Genomic DNA, 14,660 nt, shown 5'->3' with positions numbered 1-14,660 from the left:
GATTCTGCCCTTCCTCAAGACAGACATGGCCACTTTCACCCCGCATCAGGATGCCGCGCTCAAAGCCGTTGCCGACTGGCTCAAGGCAAAACCCGGCCGCAACGGCACGCCGCCGGTGTTCCGCCTGTTTGGCTTTGCCGGCACCGGCAAGACCACGCTGGCGCGGCACATCGCCGAAGGCGTCGACGGCGAGGTGAAGTTCGCCGCCTTCACCGGCAAGGCCGCGCTGGTCATGCGCAACAAGGGTTGCGACGAGGCCTCCACCATTCACTCGCTGATCTACCGCGCCCGCGAATCCGGCGAGGAGCAGCCGAGCTTCGAGCTGTGGGACGACGCGCCGGCCTCCAAGGCCAAGCTGATCGTGATCGACGAATGCTCGATGGTCGACGCCGAATTGGGCCGTGACCTGATGTCGTTCGATTGCCCGCTGCTGGTGCTGGGCGACCCCGCGCAGCTGCCGCCGATCCAGGGCGGCGGCTTCTTCACCAACACCGAGCCGGACGCGATGCTGACCGAAGTGCATCGCCAGGCCCAGGACGATCCGATCGTGCGGATGTCGATGGACGTCCGCGAGGGCCGCGAGCTCGACATCGGCCGTTACGGCGAGAGCGAGGTGGTGTCGCGGAAAGAGCTCGACCCGGACCGCGTCATGGGCGCCGACCAGGTGCTGGTCGGCCGCAACAACACGCGCCGCGCCTACAACATGCGGGTGCGCCAGCGCCAGAACATCGAGGATGTCTTCCCGGTCGCCGGCGACAAGCTGGTGTGCCTGCGCAACAACCGCAAGAAGGGCCTGTTCAACGGCGGCCTGTGGCGCGTGAAGTCGCGCAACACCTCGCGCTCGAAATCGCGCATCCTCAGCATGCGGCTGTCGCCGGATGAAGACTTCGGTCACAAGGTGATAAAGGTCTCGGTGCGCGCCGATTGCTTCGAGGGCGGCGTCGAGGCGATTGCCTGGGAGCAGCGCAAGCCGTATGACGAGTTCGACTACGGCTATGTGCTGACCGTGCACAAATCGCAGGGCTCGCAATGGGACGACGTCGTGCTGTTCGACGAGAGCTTTGCGTTTCAGGATAGCCGGGCGCGGTGGCTGTATACGGGGATTACGCGGGCGGCGAAGCGGTTGAGCATCGTTGTTTGACGCTGCCGTAGGGTGGGCAAAGGCGCAACGCGCCGTGCCCACCATTTCTCCAAACATTCAATAAGAATGGTGGGCACGCTTCCGCCTTCGCTCTTCGAGCTACGGCGGACAAGTCGCTTTTCCCACCCTACGACACGGCGAATGAGGCGCGGCTTTCCCGTCTCACACCGGCAGCCCTCACTTCCCCGCCACGAAATAAAAATCCTCGCGTCCCGGCGGCGAGCCGTATGAAAACGGCTGCTGCTCGTGCTTGGTGGCGGACCAGACGTCATCGCGGACGATGTCGAACAGTTTCCGGATCTCGACCTTCGGCACCTTGATCTCGCGGGCGAGCGCGGTGGCGAAGGGGCTGTCGGCGCCGCCATCACCGTCCAGCGCGGTCTCGCCGTGCTTGGCGGCGTAGACCACCATGAAGCCGGCGCCGGGCTCGATGTTGGAAAAGCCCTTGTCCACCAGCTTGAGCGACAGCGTGCGCTGCATGGCCGGCGCAAAGGGATTGTCGCGGCAGGCATCCAGCATCACCAGACGCACTTTTCTCGCAGCGCCCACCGCTGCGATCACCTGCTCCAGCGCGACCGCCTGGGTCTCGGCGTCCCTGTCGGCGGCAAGCTTGGCGTCAACAGGGACGAGATAGTTGACGCCGCCGATCTCGAAACCGTGGCCGGCGTAATAGACCACCGCCCAATCCGCATTCTCCGCTTCGGTGGCAAACGTCTGCAGCGCCTCGAAGAACTTGTCGCGGGAGAGGTCGCTGACGGAGATCACGGTCTGGAAGCCGACATCGCGCAGCACGTTTGCAATCATTTTCGCGTCGCGCGGCGGATTGGGCAAGGCGTGGACGTTCTTGTAGGCGCCGTTGCCGATCACGAGCGCCACGCGGCGCCCGGTGGACCCGGCCGGCGCCTGCGGGGTCAGTGCGGCCAGGCGCTCCTGCGCGATGGCGCGGGCGCGCGCGACGTCGGGCTCGTCGAACCTCGTCAGCGAATAGGCCGCCGCGCGGTAGTCGGCGCGGGCCTGGGCGAGATCCTTCCTGCGCTCGTAGATCTGGCCGCGGCCGGAATGGGCGCGCACACTGTTCGGATTGAGCTGGATGACCGTGTTGTAGTCCTTCAGCGCGGCGTCGAGGTCGCCCTTCATCACGTTGACCTCGGCGCGATTGTTGATCGCGAAGGTATTCCTGGGCTGCTTCTGGATCAGGCCGTCGCAGTCGGCGAAAGCCTGGTCGTACTTGCCCATCATGCCGTAGGTGATGCAGCGGTTGCCGGCGATCTGCGGCGCGGCCGGGTCGATCTTCTCGGCTGCCGCAAAGTCGGCAATCGCGCCGTCGAAATCCTTGTTCAGCGTGCGCATGCGGGCACGATTGGTCCAGCCGAGCAGGAACGTCGGCGTGTATTTGATCGACAGGTTGAAGTCGTCGAGCGCGCTTTGCAGCGCGCCCCGGCGCAGATGGATGGTGCCGCGATTGTTGTAGGCATAGCCGAAATTCGCGCGCTTCTGGATGGCGAGATTGTAGTCGGCCATGGCGAGATCGTCCTCGCCCTTGCGCTCATGGGAGAGCCCGCGCAGGTTGATGGCGCCGACATTGTCCGGATCGAGATCGATGGCGGACGACAACGCCTCGATGGCGCGGTCATAGTCGCGCTTGTTGATCAGCGCATTGCCACGCACGACGAGCGCGAGCGACTTGTCCTTGCCGCCGAGCTTATCGGCCTTCAACAAATTGTCGCAGGCCGTCGCGCGGACCTGGGCCTCCGCCTGGCGGTCGCGACAGGTGGCGAGGTCCTCGCCGGCTTGCGGCTCGGCCGCGGCGATCGCGGCATTTGAGATCATGATGGCGAGGGTCAGGGGAATGACACGCAGCATGTTGTCAGGTCAGCTCCAGCCACCACATGATTGAGTCGAGCGCGATCGCGCGCGTTCATCTAGCCCGGAGTTCCCGGCCTCGCCAAGCCGCGCCGTCTGAGGCTATTTTTCACAGACTCGTGTCCGTTTCCCCGTAACAATCGCCGTCTGCGCCCGTATCTCAGATGTCCGAAAACGCGGCCAAACAGGCTGTTCGCCCGTCCCCGGCCGCCCTACACTGTCAGACCTTCCGAAGAGGATCGCCATGCGCCGCACCGCCCTCGCCTCGCTGCTCGCCGCCACCACCGCACTGACGCTGGCCTTCGCCGTGCCGTCCAGGGCCGCGGAGGATGCCGTCGTGATCCCCGCGCCCACCGTGGATGCGTCGCCCGCAACCGGGATCCAGACCGCCGTCATCGCCGGCGGCTGCTTCTGGGGCGTCCAGGGCGTCTTCCAGCACACCGCCGGCGTCGTCAACGCAGTCTCCGGCTATGCCGGCGGCACCAAGGCGACGGCCGATTACCAGACGGTCTCGAGCGGCCGGACCGGCCATGCCGAGTCGGTCGAGATCAAGTTCGACCCGAAGAAGATCTCCTACGGCAAGATCCTCCAGATCTACTTCTCGGTGGCCCACGACCCGACCCAGCTCAACCGCCAGGGCCCCGACTCCGGCACGCAATATCGCTCTGCGATCTTCACCACCTCCGACGAGCAGAAGAAGGTGGCGGACGCCTATATCGCCCAGCTCAACGGCGCCAAGGTATTCAGCAAGCCGATCGTGACCAAGGTCGGCGCGCTGGAAGCGTTCTACCCGGCGGAGGCCTATCACCAGGACTATCTGACGCTGCACCCGAACCAGCCCTACATCGCCTACAACGACATTCCGAAGGTCGAGAACCTGAAAAAGCTGTTCGCGGATAACTACATTGAAAAGCCGACGCTGGTGAGCGCCAGCAAGGCCACCAACTGATCGCAAGATCACCGAAAACAAGTTCACCAAACAAACGGGAGACCCATGCCCGACACCAAGACGAAAACCACCGACGACAAGGTCATCAAGAGCGAAGAGCAGTGGCGCAGCGAATTGTCGCCGATGCAGTACGCGGTGCTGCGCGAGAAGGCGACCGAGCGTCCCTTCTCCGGCGAATATGAGCACGACCACCGCGCCGGCACCTATGTCTGCGCCGGCTGCGGCAATGTGCTGTTCGAGTCCGATGCCAAGTTCGATTCCGGCTGCGGGTGGCCGAGCTTCACCCAGCCCGCGGTCGATAGCCATGTCGACGAGGAGCACGATGCCAGCCACGGCATGGTCCGCACCGAGGTGCTGTGCTCCAAGTGCAGCGGCCATCTCGGCCACGTCTTCCCCGACGGCCCCGGCCCGACCGGCCTGCGCTACTGCATCAACTCGGCCGCGCTGAAGCTCGAGCCCAAATAACATTGCGCGCCGCCCGGTTCCGTCATGGAACCCGGCGGCGCGATGTGCTTTTCTCTTCTGGCGGTGCGGCCGATGCGCGCAATCCGGCAGCCGCCAGGGAGGATGCCATGACGCTTGGGACCATCCTGATCATCCTGGTGATCATCTATCTGCTGGGCGGCATGTCCGGCCGGTTCGGTGGTTACGGCTATGGCATGGGCCATTCCGGCATGGGGATCGGCGGCGTCGTGCTGGTGGTCCTGGTCGTGCTGCTGCTGCTTGGCAAACTGTAAACCATCTAACATATTGAAATTATTTGGTTTACGGCGCTCGCGGAGCTGCCATGCGCGGATTCATCATCTCCCATCGCGGGGGTCGCATTTCTGTCAAAACAGCCTATATTAGAGGGCGAAAATGACATGTGCGGCGGGCCCACTCGATGGTGGCCCCTGCCTTTCAAAACCCCACGCGCTTAAAGCCCCAGACAAGATCACGAGGTCTTTGACCATGCGTCCACTGCGTCCGTTCAACTTCAACACTTCTGCCGAGCTCTTCCCCGCCGCGATCCGCAAGAAGAAGCGTGCAGGCTTCACCTATCGCCGGTTCGGCACCGCGGCCGAAGCCGTGCAGTTCGCGATGGAGCAGTTGCCGACGGATTCGCTGAACGGCGCCTATCTTCAGGTCGAGGAAGCGCGCTTCGACCAGAACGGCATCCGCTCGCTCTATGAGAGCGAAGCTTTCCCGCTGCCCCGCCGTCCCCGGCCGGCGCCGGCCCCCGAGACTGACGCCGACGCGGCGTAAGTTTTCGCTCAACCCGATTTGCGTTGAAAGCGCGATGGCCGAAAGGCCGTCGCGCTTTTTGCTTTTTGGAAGCTATGTCTTCTCCCTCTCCCCGCAAGCCGGGAGAGGCGAAGAAAGAAGCGCCACGCTAAATCCGTGGCTGCTTGTCGAGCCAGCGGCGCAGCAGGCGGACATTGCGCATGTTGGCGCGGAACATGACGTCGAAGGCATCGCCCGCGAACGGCACCATGCCGACCACGCCGTCGACCGCGACATTGCCGAGCATGCGCGCGGTGAGATACCACGGCGCGCCCAGCGCGCGGGCCTCGCGCACCAGCCACAGCGAGATCGCGGTGGTGATGATGTCGCCGACGATCGGGATCAGCCCGATCAGGCCGTCGATGCCATAGCGGATATTCGTGCCGGGCAGGATGAAGGCGACATCGAGCAGCTTTGCGATCGCCTCGATCCGCGCCACCCGCTGTTCCCGCGTCAGATCGCCGAACGGGTTTCCCTGGCCGAACTCGAAGCGAAACTCGCGAAACCCCTGCTCCAGTGTTTCGGGACGGATCTCATGGCCGTCCTGGTCGATGATCGGCCCGCGCGCTTCGGTGCCCGAAAAACTCCCGCGCGCGCGGGACCCGGAACGGGGTCTGAGCGGAGCAAGAATATCGTCGTCGGACATGGTCATGGCCTTTGGAGAACGCACTGGTGTGGCGGAAGTTGCCGCGCCGCGCCCGAACGTCGCGCGTTCAGGTCTAAGCCGCAGCCGGCTGCGGCTCCTCGACATATCTATGCACGAGCCAGGATGAAAGCACCGCCGGCACGAATCCGACGAGGCCGTACAGGATGAATTGCACCGTGCCCGAATCCGGCCCGCGCGAGCTGTAGGTCAGCGACGCCAGCACGAAGGCGAACAGGCCGACCAGGATCATCCGCAGCACCGGGCCGATCCGGCGGACATGGATCAGGATGTCGTCGACCGCACCGATCATCAGCGAGGGCAGGAAGCCGAACAGATAGCTGTATTGCAGCGATTTGAAGAACACCGCGAACAGCTTTCCGACCTCGCCGAGATTGGTCTGGGCCCAATAACCGGACTGATAGGTCGTCGTCAGCAGCAGCAGGAACCCGCCGACGAACGGACCGACCAGCGCAAACACCAGATAGCGTTTCATCAAGTATCCTCATCCTTCGCCGCTGTTATAGCAGCGACGCGGGAACCTTGAATAGCGGGGCGCCGGCCCGTCCGGACGGGAACAAGCGGCAAGGCGACGAGTTCAGACAGGACTGAAATTCATACCTGCAGTCAGATTGGAGTTTGTCGATGTCCCGGAAATCCGTCCTTATGGCGACGCTCGCCCTGACAGCCCTGAGCGGCATGTCGATCACGCCTGCTCTCGCGCAGGGCCACATGGGTACGCCGCAGGAGCAGAACGCCTGCTCGCGTGACGCCTCGCGGTTCTGCCGGAAGGACCTCGGCAATGACGGCGCTGTGCAGGCGTGCCTGCAGGCCAACCGGGCCAAGCTGTCGAAGTCCTGCAGCAAGGTGTTTCAGAGCCACGGCATGTAAGGCCGGGAACGATCCCCGGCGCACGGAGAGTGAAGCCATGTTGCGCGAGGAACAGCTCTCGATCCTGCGGGACATCAGCCAGTCGGTCGCCTTTGCCGACGACCGGCACGGCAAGATCGGCGAGCTGATCGCCGACGGCTACGTGATGAAGGACGGCGATCTGTTCGAGCTCACTGCGAAAGGCGTCACGGCCGTCGAGGAACACCCCGCAGCATCAGGCGCGAGCGATGCGGAAGAAGCGAACGCGTCGTCCGATCGGTTGATCTGATCTCGCGCCGCATGCTGCGTGACGGACACGCAACAATTGCGAATTCATTCGAGCGGACCATTGCAGCCCTGTGACAATCGCGCATACTCGAATCGGGCGGCGCAGCACTTTTCGATTCGAACACCACGAGAGATCGAGCGACCACATGCGGGACCAAAGTTCCCGGCGTGAAGGCTGTGACATGCGGCAGATCAAGCCGCGTGCGGCGCCCCAAAACCAAGTGGTTCAAACCACGGAACTCGGGGACGCATTCGTCATGACACACTACACGACCATCGTTTCGCTCTTCGCTTTCGCAACCACCGCCATCGTACTCCAGACATCGCCCGCACTCGCCTTCTCGTCCGAAGCACAGCAGATGTGCACAGGTGATGCGATGCGGCTGTGCTCCAGTGAGATTCCCGACATCTCGCGCGTCAGGGCCTGCATGGTGCAGAAGAAGGCGCAGGTCAGCCCCGGCTGCCGCGCCGTGATGGACCGCGAGCACGCGGCCGCGCGCAAGCGGGAGGCCGCGGCGCAATAGGTCGATTCAATCCCGATCGGATCGCTTGAGAGTTCGATTCACCTCTCTCGTCGGGAGAGGTGAAGATCGGTCACGCGCCGGCCCTAGAGCCTTTCCCGTTCCGATGGAATCGGAACGGGGCTCTAGATTCTTGTTTTGACGCGTTTTCTTGACGCGAACCGGTATCCACTTCGCTCGAAAACGCTCTAGTCGCCCCACTGCGCGAACGCATCGTTGAAGGCGCGCTCGCCGGGTGCGCCCTTCTCGATGGCGATGATGGCGCGGCGCTGGTTGGCGTAGACCAGCGGCACGTCGAACCATGAGCGCTCTTTCAGGAGCTGGACGTTACGGGCGCGGTCGGCGTCGACATTGGAGAGGCCGACCAGGAAGAAGCCGTCGGTGACCTTGACCGCGAGACCCGCGAGCGGCGTGCCGCGCGCCTGCTCGTTCGACTTCATCAGGATGCCCGGCACGTTGGAGATGCTGCCGCCCGGAAAGTCCGGCGGCAGGATGAAGGTCAATTCCGCGGTGTGGCTCGCCGGCAGCGACGAGTCGGTGTTGCGGCGGAACGACATCGTCATCTTGAACTTGCGGTCGGGGATCTCGATGTCGGCGCGCACGGCGACGTCGGCCTTCTGGTTGCCCGAGGCCTTGATCGGCTCGAGCCGCCACACCACCGAGCCGACATATTGCTTGCCCTTCGGGTCGGACGGATCCTCGTCATAGAGCACGACCTTCTGCGCCACCGGCGCGACCGGCTGGTCGCTGGCCGAAGGCTGGCCGACGCGATCCGGAATCTTGGGCTTGCTCTGCGGCTGGGCCGGATCCTTCGGCGCCTCCACCACCTGGGTCGGCGAGGACTTGAACAGACCGCTCACCGTCTGGATCAGCGGCTTGCCCCAGAGGATGCCGGCGCCGACCAGGATGAGCACGATGCCGACGGCGATCGCGCTCTTGAACGGGAAGGCGGAGCCGGTGCGGGCGCGCTTCTTGGCTTCGCGCTCGGGCGCGACGCGCGGACGCGACGATGGCGGCTGCGGCGTGTAGCGCTCGGCCTCCTCGATCGACTCGTCGTAGGAATAGGGCGCGTCCTGCTCGCCGGCGCGGTTTTCCAGGCTCGGCTCCAGCCGGTCGAACTCCGGCGACGGCGAGGGCACATTGGCGTAGGTGCGACGCGCGGCGCGGTTGGCCTGCGCGGCAGCGCCGCCGAGGTCGTTCACGTCGGCGGTGATGTCGCGAAAACCGCGTACGCCCGGTGCCGGCGGCTGAGGCGGTGGCGGCCCGATGTCGGGCGGACGGCGCCCGGGCGGGCGATCACGTCCGGCCGGCGGAGCAGCCGGCGGCTCCGGCATCGGCGGCGCTGCCGGGGGACCCGGCTGGCGCGGTGCGTCGAAACGCGGGGCCCGCGGCGCACGCGGGGCGTCGCCCTGGTCATCGACATTGAAGGACGGTCGGTCGGCACGCGGCGGCGGTGGAGCCGGACGGGTGCGTGGAGCGGCCGGCTGAGACGGCGGCGGGTTGCCCTCGGCGGCGCGGGTGCTGGCCCGGCGGAAGGCGTCCCCGCTGCCGCCGCTGCGGGCGCCGCCACCGGGACCGGGGCGCGAGGCCTCCCGGGCGCGCTGGGCGGCCTCCGATTCGACCTTGCGGACGGCCTCTTCCAGCGACAGCCGTTCGCGGGTGATCTCGGATTCGGAGAGCGGCGGCTGCACGCTGCGGAGCTGCGCGATCAGGGCCGTGCGCGCGCGCTCATAGAGCGCGCGACGGCTTTCGCCGGGAGCGTTGGGGTCCAGGGCGGAAATAGCGCGGGCGATCAGCGGATAGTAATCAGCCATTTCAACTCAACTAGCGCACGTCCCGGTAAGATATCGTTAAGCCTCAAACGGATTTTGCACCAGAATAGTATCCTCGCGTTCCGGGCTGGTGGAAAGCAGTGCGACCGGGCACCCCACCAATTCCTCGATCCGGCGGACATATTTGATGGCCTGGGCCGGCAGGTCCGCCCAGGAGCGGGCATTGGCGGTCGGCTCCTTCCAGCCCTCGATGGTCTCGTAGATCGGCTCGACCCGGGCCTGGGCGCCCTCGCCGGCCGGGAAGTGGTCGATCTCCTTGCCGTCGAGCTTGTAGCCGGTGCAGACCTCGATCGTGTCGAAGCCGTCGAGGATGTCGAGCTTGGTCAGCGCCAGGCCGTTGATGCCGCAGGTCCGGACCGCCTGGCGGACCAGCACGGCGTCGAACCAGCCGCAGCGGCGCGGACGGCCGGTGTTGGTGCCGAACTCGCGGCCACGCTCGCCGATCTTGCGGCCGGTCTCGTTGTCCTGCTCGGTCGGGAACGGGCCCTGGCCGACCCGGGTCGTATAGGCCTTGCACAGGCCGAGCACATAGCCGACCGCACCGGGGCCGAGGCCCGAGCCGGTCGCGGCCTGCGCCGCCACCGTGTTGGACGAGGTGACGTAGGGATAGGTGCCGTGGTCGACGTCGAGCAGCGCGCCTTGTGCGCCCTCGAACAGCATGCGCTTGCCTTCGCGCCGCTTGATGTCGAGCAGCCGCCACACCGTCTCGGCATAAGGCAGCAGCTCCGGCGCCAGCGCGGTCAATTCCTTCAGGATCACCTTGCCGTCGAACTCCGGCAGGTTGAGGCCGCGGCGCAGCGCATTGTGATGCGCCAGCAGCCGGTCGATCTTGTGCGGGAGGGTGTCGAGATCGGCGAGGTCCATCAGGCGGATGGCGCGGCGGCCGACCTTGTCTTCATAGGCAGGTCCGATGCCACGGCGGGTGGTGCCGATCGCGGTTGCCGCATTGGCGGATTCGCGGTGCGCGTCGAGCTCACGGTGCAGCGGCAGGATCAGGGTGACGTTCTCGGCGACGCGAAGATTGTCCGGCGAGATCGCGACGCCCTGCGAGCGCAGCTTGGTGACCTCGTCGAGGAAGGCCTGCGGATCGAACACCACGCCGTTGCCGATCACCGACAGCTTCTGGTCGCGCAGCACACCGGAGGGCAGCAGCGCGAGCTTGTAGGTCTTGCCGTTGATGACGAGCGTGTGGCCGGCGTTATGACCGCCCTGGAAGCGGACGACGATGTCCGCCTGCTCCGACAACCAGTCGACGATCTTGCCCTTCCCTTCGTCGCCCCACTGGGCTCCGACGACGACAACGTTGGCCATTCGCGGGTAATCCTCTGAAGATTTTAGATGCGCCAGCCCAGCTGACGGCCGGAGCCGTTCGCACGCGAGGCAGCCAACCGGATAAAGGAAGCAGCCTCTCTAGGCAAGCAAGAACGGGGCTTTTTCGGGGCTCAAGACGCACTTTAACCCTTTGATATCCCCGTAAAATCCAGAAGCCTTCCATGGCCATTTCGTAAGCTTCGGCCAAAGCGCGAGGCTGATCCGCCGCTGCATGGTCGCGATGCGTCCGCCCCCCGTTGATGCCACTTCGATTTCCGTGTCTTTGGGCATGCCGGGCTATCAGCCGGCCCGAGCTTGCCGGGCCGGTGCCTCGGCGTACTCCACGCGGGGGCCATAACAACCACAATGTCCGCCACCGGCCAGACCACGAGCACCGAATCATCCAGTCACGGCTGGATCGCCAACCAGCCATATCTCCTGCTCAGCATCACCGCGATGTGCTGGGCCGGCAACGCCATTGTCGGGCGGCTGGCCGCCGGCCACATCCCGCCGGTGACGCTGTCGTTCCTGCGCTGGACCTTCGCCTTCCTGCTGGTGCTGCCGTTCGCCTGGAAACATCTCGCCCAGGACTGGCCCGCGATCCGCAGCAGGCTCGGCCTGATGATCGTGCTGTCGATCACCGGCATCGGCGCCTTCAACACGCTGCAATATTGGGCGCTGGAACATACCCAGGCACTCAACACGCTGCTGCTCCAGTCGGCCGCGCCGCTGGTCGTGGCACTGTGGTCGCTGGCGATCCTCGGCGTCCGCCTCACCGCGGCACAGGCGTTCGGCGTGGCCCTCTCGATGTGCGGCGTGCTGACGATCCTGCTGCACGGCGATTTCACCACGCTGTCGAACATCGCGTTCAACAAGGGCGACCTCATCTTCATCGTCGCGCTGATCATCTTCGCGCTGTATTCGGTGCTGACCCTGAAGCGGCCGCCGATGCACGGCCTGTCGTTCCTCGCCTTCACCTTCGGCGCCGGCGCCGCCTGTCTCATCCCGCTCGAGATCTGGGAATTGTCCGCGCGTCCGGTGATGAAGCTCGACGGGCCGAACCTGCTGACGCTGTTCTATGTCGCGGTGTTCCCGTCGACGCTCGCCTATCTCTGCTTCAATCGCGGCGTGCGCCTGATCGGCGCCAACCGCGCCGCGCCGTTCTTCCACGTCGTGCCGGTGTTCGGCTCGATCATGGCGATGGCGTTCCTCGGCGAACACCCGCAGGCGTTCCACTTCATCGGCTTCGCGCTGGTGCTGGCCGGCGTATTCGTGGCGTCGCGGAAGCAGGCGACGTAGCTTCTTCCTTCTCCCCTTGTGGGAGAAGGTGGCGCGAAGCGCCGGATGAGGGGTTGCTCCCGCAGACTCAAATCGAGAGGCGGACTCGCGGAGAGAGACCCCTCACCCGTCTCGCCGCTGTCGCGGCGAGCCACCCTCTCCCACAAGGGGAGAGGGGAAGAGCTTGCCGCGCGACAGCGCTACTTCATCCTGAACTTGCTGTACGCTTCGTTCGTCGCGATGATCACGTGCTCGGCGCAGCCGTTGACGCGATGCGGATCGGCCTGCGTCTCGTAGGCCTCCGACGTCATCATGTCGATGAAAGCCGTAACCGTCGGGTAATAGACCAGCGCGACGAAATCCCAGCCGTTGCCATCGTGCGGGCCGAGCGCGACCGCCTTGGCTTCGCCGGTCCACAGCAGCGTGCCGCCGCGCGCCCTGATCATGGGCACTGTGATCGCACTGTAACGAAGATATGCGTCCCAGCCCGAACCGTCGCCGTCGCGCGAGCGCTGGTGAAAACGCATCAGGTTCAGCATCACCACCGGCGCATTTGCATCGAGCCGCTCCAGGCCCTCGATGTTCAACATATTAACCGCCAATGACACCTCCTCAAGCCATGCCTGCATTGTAGCCTTGCGGCCGCGAGACTTGTGTCACAACAAGAATCCGGCGCAAGGTCGCATCCAACGCCAATGACGATTGCTTCGCCCGCGCCAAAGGCCTCGAATCCGGCCAGTTGGCTCAACAACCAGCCTTACCTGCTGCTCAGCCTGAGCTCGCTGTTCTGGGCGGGCAACATCGTGCTCGCGCGCCATGTCGGCGCGCATGTGCCGCCGCTGACGGTGACCACAATCCGCTGGTTCGGCGTGTTCCTGATCCTGTTGCCGTTCGCCTGGCCGCATCTGAAGCGCGACTGGCCGAATTTGCGCAAAAGCCTGCCGCTGATGCTGTTCCTGTCGCTGGTCGGCTTTGCCTTCAACAACGCGATCTCGTACTGGGCGATGCAATACACGGAGGCGCTGAACGCGCTGCTGATCCAGTCGGCCGGACCGCTGTTCGTGGCGCTGTGGTCGCTGGTGCTGTTCGGCGTGCGGCTGACGGGTGCGCAGCTCGCCGGCATCGCGATCTCGCTTCTCGGCGTGCTGATCATCATCCTGCGCGGCGATCTCGCCGCGCTCGCGAGCATCAGCTTCAACAGGGGCGACATCATGTTCGCCTCTTCGCTGGTGGCGTTCGGGCTCTACTCCGCCTTCATCCCGCGGCGGCCGAAGATCCACCAGCTCTCGTTTCTCTCCTTCACCACCTTCTGTGGCGCGACGATGCTGCTGCCCGCCGCGATCTGGGAAACCCTCAGCGGCCGTGTCCTGCAACTCGACGGGGTGACGCTGGCGACGCTGGGTTATATCCTGATCTTTCCATCGACGCTGGCCTATCTCTTCTTCAACCGCGGCGTGGCGCTGATCGGCCCGAACCGCGCCGCGCCGTTCTTCCATCTGGTCCCGGTGTTCGGCTCGGCGATGGCGATCGTCCTGCTCGGCGAAAAACTCCAGCCGTTTCATTTGATCGGCTATGCGCTCGTGCTCGCCGGCGTCGTGTTCGCCTCGCGCCAGGGTTCTGCGGTGAAATAATTCCGCGAGGTGGGCCGCAAACTCCCGTCTTCCGATTTTTGCGAAGAGAAGCTAGGTTCCCCGCCAACGAAAAAGAGGGAACGTCCAGACATGCTGTCATCACTGATCCGCGCTCTGCGCACGGCCGGCGCAGCCGCACTTTGTCTCGCCGCCGCATCCGCCGCGCAGGCCGACAATTATCCGAGCCGCAACATCACGCTGGTGCTGCCGTTCGCAGCCGGCAGCGGCACCGACACCACGACGCGGCTGATCTCGCAGCATTTGTCGCAGGCACTCGGCGTCGGCATCGTGATCGAGAACAAGGCGGGCGCCAACGGCATGATCGCCGCGACCTATGTCGCGCGCGCCGCCCCCGACGGCTACACGCTGCTGGTGACGACCAACACCACGCATTCGGCCAATCCCTACCTGCTCAAGAGCCTGACCTACGATCCCGTCAAGGATTTTACTCCGATCGCGCGGACCGGCGACCTGCCCTTCATGCTGGTGGTTCATCCGGAGGTGCCGGCCAAGACCGTCGGCGAGCTCGTCGCCTACGGCAAGGCCAATCCGGGCAAGCTGAGCTACGCGTCGGGCTCGTCATCGGCGATCGTGTCGGGTGCGACCTTTGCGCACAATGCCGGGCTCGATCTCCTGCACGTGCCCTACAAGAGCTCGCCGCCGGCGCTCAACGACGTCATGGGCGGCCGCGTCTCGATGATGTTCGTCGACATCCTGACCGGCCTGCCCCACGTCAACGGCAACGCGCTGCGCGCGCTCGCCGTCACCACCAAGGACCGCTCGCCGCTGGTGCCGAACCTGCCCTCGATGCAGGAGGCCGGCGTGCCGGATTTCGACATCTCGTCGTGGCAGGGCTATTTCGGCCCCGCCGGCATGCCCAAGGAGATCGTGACCAGACTCAACGCCGAGATCAGGAAGATCGTCGAGAAGCCGGAGATCAAGGCCCAGCTCGCCACGCTCGGCATGGACGCCTTCTCCGGCACGCCGGAGCAGCTCGGCACGTTCGTGAACGAGCAGCTGGTGCTGTGGGAGAAGCTGATCACGAACGCGAAGATCGAGAAGCAGTAGGG

General features: G+C 65.0%; 17 protein-coding genes. 11 read left to right on the top strand and 6 right to left on the bottom strand.

The annotated features are described in order from the left end of the window. Positions 1-25 precede the first annotated feature (25 nt). Positions 26-1,141, top strand: coding sequence for an ATP-dependent DNA helicase (locus AB7290_RS06920; RefSeq protein WP_085398960.1), 1,116 nt, complete (start codon positions 26-28; stop codon positions 1,139-1,141). Positions 1,142-1,318: 177 nt separating this feature from the next. Here AB7290_RS06920 and AB7290_RS06915 read toward each other — a convergent pair whose 3' ends face one another. Continuing rightward, the gene (locus AB7290_RS06915; RefSeq protein ID WP_354080740.1) at positions 1,319-3,004 is read right to left on the bottom strand and encodes a caspase family protein; all 1,686 of its coding nucleotides are present in this window, start codon (positions 3,002-3,004) and stop codon (positions 1,319-1,321) included. Between the two features lie 244 nt (positions 3,005-3,248). Here AB7290_RS06915 and msrA point away from each other — a divergent pair, with 244 nt between their 5' ends. The 4 genes from msrA to AB7290_RS06895 all read left to right on the top strand — a co-directional run bounded on the left by msrA (position 3,249) and on the right by AB7290_RS06895 (position 5,198). After that, positions 3,249-3,953 (top strand): peptide-methionine (S)-S-oxide reductase MsrA, encoded by a 705-nt coding sequence (gene msrA, locus AB7290_RS06910; RefSeq protein WP_063981177.1) that lies wholly within the window; start codon positions 3,249-3,251, stop codon positions 3,951-3,953. A gap of 45 nt (positions 3,954-3,998) precedes the next feature. Further along, positions 3,999-4,418: a peptide-methionine (R)-S-oxide reductase MsrB gene (gene msrB / locus AB7290_RS06905; RefSeq protein WP_085398941.1), complete on the top strand. Its 420-nt coding sequence runs from the start codon at positions 3,999-4,001 to the stop codon at positions 4,416-4,418. 107 nt (positions 4,419-4,525) lie between these two features. After that, a complete protein-coding gene (locus AB7290_RS06900; protein WP_014492503.1) occupies positions 4,526-4,690 on the top strand; it encodes a DUF3309 family protein in 165 nt (54 codons plus the stop codon). A gap of 214 nt (positions 4,691-4,904) precedes the next feature. Continuing rightward, complete coding sequence (locus AB7290_RS06895) at positions 4,905-5,198, top strand: hypothetical protein (protein ID WP_063981175.1); 294 nt, start codon at positions 4,905-4,907, stop codon at positions 5,196-5,198. Positions 5,199-5,325: 127 nt separating this feature from the next. Here the strand turns inward: AB7290_RS06895 and AB7290_RS06890 are convergent, their stop codons facing one another. Next, a complete protein-coding gene (locus AB7290_RS06890) occupies positions 5,326-5,868 on the bottom strand; it encodes a DUF4112 domain-containing protein (protein ID WP_081369133.1) in 543 nt (180 codons plus the stop codon). Between the two features lie 67 nt (positions 5,869-5,935). Beyond that, the gene (locus AB7290_RS06885) at positions 5,936-6,355 is read right to left on the bottom strand and encodes a DUF5413 family protein (RefSeq protein WP_085398942.1); all 420 of its coding nucleotides are present in this window, start codon (positions 6,353-6,355) and stop codon (positions 5,936-5,938) included. 149 nt (positions 6,356-6,504) lie between these two features. Between AB7290_RS06885 and AB7290_RS06880 the strand changes: the two genes are divergently transcribed. From AB7290_RS06880 to AB7290_RS06870, 3 genes are all read left to right on the top strand, one after another. Then, positions 6,505-6,750, top strand: coding sequence for a cysteine rich repeat-containing protein (locus AB7290_RS06880; RefSeq protein WP_071909803.1), 246 nt, complete (start codon positions 6,505-6,507; stop codon positions 6,748-6,750). A 37-nt stretch (positions 6,751-6,787) separates the two neighbouring features. Continuing rightward, positions 6,788-7,018: a hypothetical protein gene (locus tag AB7290_RS06875; RefSeq protein WP_071909802.1), complete on the top strand. Its 231-nt coding sequence runs from the start codon at positions 6,788-6,790 to the stop codon at positions 7,016-7,018. A gap of 256 nt (positions 7,019-7,274) precedes the next feature. Continuing rightward, the gene (locus tag AB7290_RS06870) at positions 7,275-7,541 is read left to right on the top strand and encodes a hypothetical protein (protein WP_245343952.1); all 267 of its coding nucleotides are present in this window, start codon (positions 7,275-7,277) and stop codon (positions 7,539-7,541) included. Between the two features lie 185 nt (positions 7,542-7,726). Here AB7290_RS06870 and AB7290_RS06865 read toward each other — a convergent pair whose 3' ends face one another. Together AB7290_RS06865 and AB7290_RS06860 are read right to left on the bottom strand one after the other, a co-directional pair. Next, complete coding sequence (locus tag AB7290_RS06865) at positions 7,727-9,352, bottom strand: hypothetical protein (protein WP_085398943.1); 1,626 nt, start codon at positions 9,350-9,352, stop codon at positions 7,727-7,729. 36 nt (positions 9,353-9,388) lie between these two features. Continuing rightward, a complete protein-coding gene (locus AB7290_RS06860; protein ID WP_085398944.1) occupies positions 9,389-10,681 on the bottom strand; it encodes an adenylosuccinate synthase in 1,293 nt (430 codons plus the stop codon). Between the two features lie 366 nt (positions 10,682-11,047). On the opposite strand from AB7290_RS06860, the gene AB7290_RS06855 reads away from it, so the two are divergent. Then, positions 11,048-11,980 (top strand): DMT family transporter, encoded by a 933-nt coding sequence (locus AB7290_RS06855; protein WP_063981169.1) that lies wholly within the window; start codon positions 11,048-11,050, stop codon positions 11,978-11,980. Positions 11,981-12,159: 179 nt separating this feature from the next. Here AB7290_RS06855 and AB7290_RS06850 read toward each other — a convergent pair whose 3' ends face one another. Continuing rightward, a complete protein-coding gene (locus AB7290_RS06850; protein ID WP_201266125.1) occupies positions 12,160-12,549 on the bottom strand; it encodes a DUF1330 domain-containing protein in 390 nt (129 codons plus the stop codon). 105 nt (positions 12,550-12,654) lie between these two features. Between AB7290_RS06850 and AB7290_RS06845 the strand changes: the two genes are divergently transcribed. Both AB7290_RS06845 and AB7290_RS06840 read left to right on the top strand, forming a co-directional pair. Further along, the gene (locus tag AB7290_RS06845) at positions 12,655-13,590 is read left to right on the top strand and encodes a DMT family transporter (RefSeq protein ID WP_085398946.1); all 936 of its coding nucleotides are present in this window, start codon (positions 12,655-12,657) and stop codon (positions 13,588-13,590) included. A gap of 90 nt (positions 13,591-13,680) precedes the next feature. Further along, complete coding sequence (locus AB7290_RS06840; RefSeq protein WP_028161006.1) at positions 13,681-14,658, top strand: Bug family tripartite tricarboxylate transporter substrate binding protein; 978 nt, start codon at positions 13,681-13,683, stop codon at positions 14,656-14,658. Positions 14,659-14,660 lie beyond the last annotated feature (2 nt).

This window comes from Bradyrhizobium sp. 613_E4_N2_2, from assembly GCF_052075995.1.
Taxonomy (GTDB): domain Bacteria; phylum Pseudomonadota; class Alphaproteobacteria; order Rhizobiales; family Xanthobacteraceae; genus Bradyrhizobium; species Bradyrhizobium barranii.
The sequence above is the reverse complement of the archived record's forward strand: the minus strand, read 5'-3'. Positions and strand labels throughout refer to the sequence as shown.

Bases quoted from the DNA above. Each gene is read 5' to 3' on its own strand.
- AB7290_RS06920 (WP_085398960.1), top strand. From the start codon at position 26: ATGGCCACTTTCACCCCGCATCAGGATGCCGCGCTCAAAGCCGTTGCC.
- AB7290_RS06915 (WP_354080740.1), bottom strand. From the start codon at position 3,004: ATGCTGCGTGTCATTCCCCTGACCCTCGCCATCATGATCTCAAATGCC.
- msrA (WP_063981177.1), top strand. From the start codon at position 3,249: ATGCGCCGCACCGCCCTCGCCTCGCTGCTCGCCGCCACCACCGCACTG.
- msrB (WP_085398941.1), top strand. From the start codon at position 3,999: ATGCCCGACACCAAGACGAAAACCACCGACGACAAGGTCATCAAGAGC.
- AB7290_RS06900 (WP_014492503.1), top strand. From the start codon at position 4,526: ATGACGCTTGGGACCATCCTGATCATCCTGGTGATCATCTATCTGCTG.
- AB7290_RS06895 (WP_063981175.1), top strand. From the start codon at position 4,905: ATGCGTCCACTGCGTCCGTTCAACTTCAACACTTCTGCCGAGCTCTTC.
- AB7290_RS06890 (WP_081369133.1), bottom strand. From the start codon at position 5,868: ATGACCATGTCCGACGACGATATTCTTGCTCCGCTCAGACCCCGTTCC.
- AB7290_RS06885 (WP_085398942.1), bottom strand. From the start codon at position 6,355: ATGAAACGCTATCTGGTGTTTGCGCTGGTCGGTCCGTTCGTCGGCGGG.
- AB7290_RS06880 (WP_071909803.1), top strand. From the start codon at position 6,505: ATGTCCCGGAAATCCGTCCTTATGGCGACGCTCGCCCTGACAGCCCTG.
- AB7290_RS06875 (WP_071909802.1), top strand. From the start codon at position 6,788: ATGTTGCGCGAGGAACAGCTCTCGATCCTGCGGGACATCAGCCAGTCG.
- AB7290_RS06870 (WP_245343952.1), top strand. From the start codon at position 7,275: ATGACACACTACACGACCATCGTTTCGCTCTTCGCTTTCGCAACCACC.
- AB7290_RS06865 (WP_085398943.1), bottom strand. From the start codon at position 9,352: ATGGCTGATTACTATCCGCTGATCGCCCGCGCTATTTCCGCCCTGGAC.
- AB7290_RS06860 (WP_085398944.1), bottom strand. From the start codon at position 10,681: ATGGCCAACGTTGTCGTCGTCGGAGCCCAGTGGGGCGACGAAGGGAAG.
- AB7290_RS06855 (WP_063981169.1), top strand. From the start codon at position 11,048: ATGTCCGCCACCGGCCAGACCACGAGCACCGAATCATCCAGTCACGGC.
- AB7290_RS06850 (WP_201266125.1), bottom strand. From the start codon at position 12,549: ATGTTGAACATCGAGGGCCTGGAGCGGCTCGATGCAAATGCGCCGGTG.
- AB7290_RS06845 (WP_085398946.1), top strand. From the start codon at position 12,655: ATGACGATTGCTTCGCCCGCGCCAAAGGCCTCGAATCCGGCCAGTTGG.
- AB7290_RS06840 (WP_028161006.1), top strand. From the start codon at position 13,681: ATGCTGTCATCACTGATCCGCGCTCTGCGCACGGCCGGCGCAGCCGCA.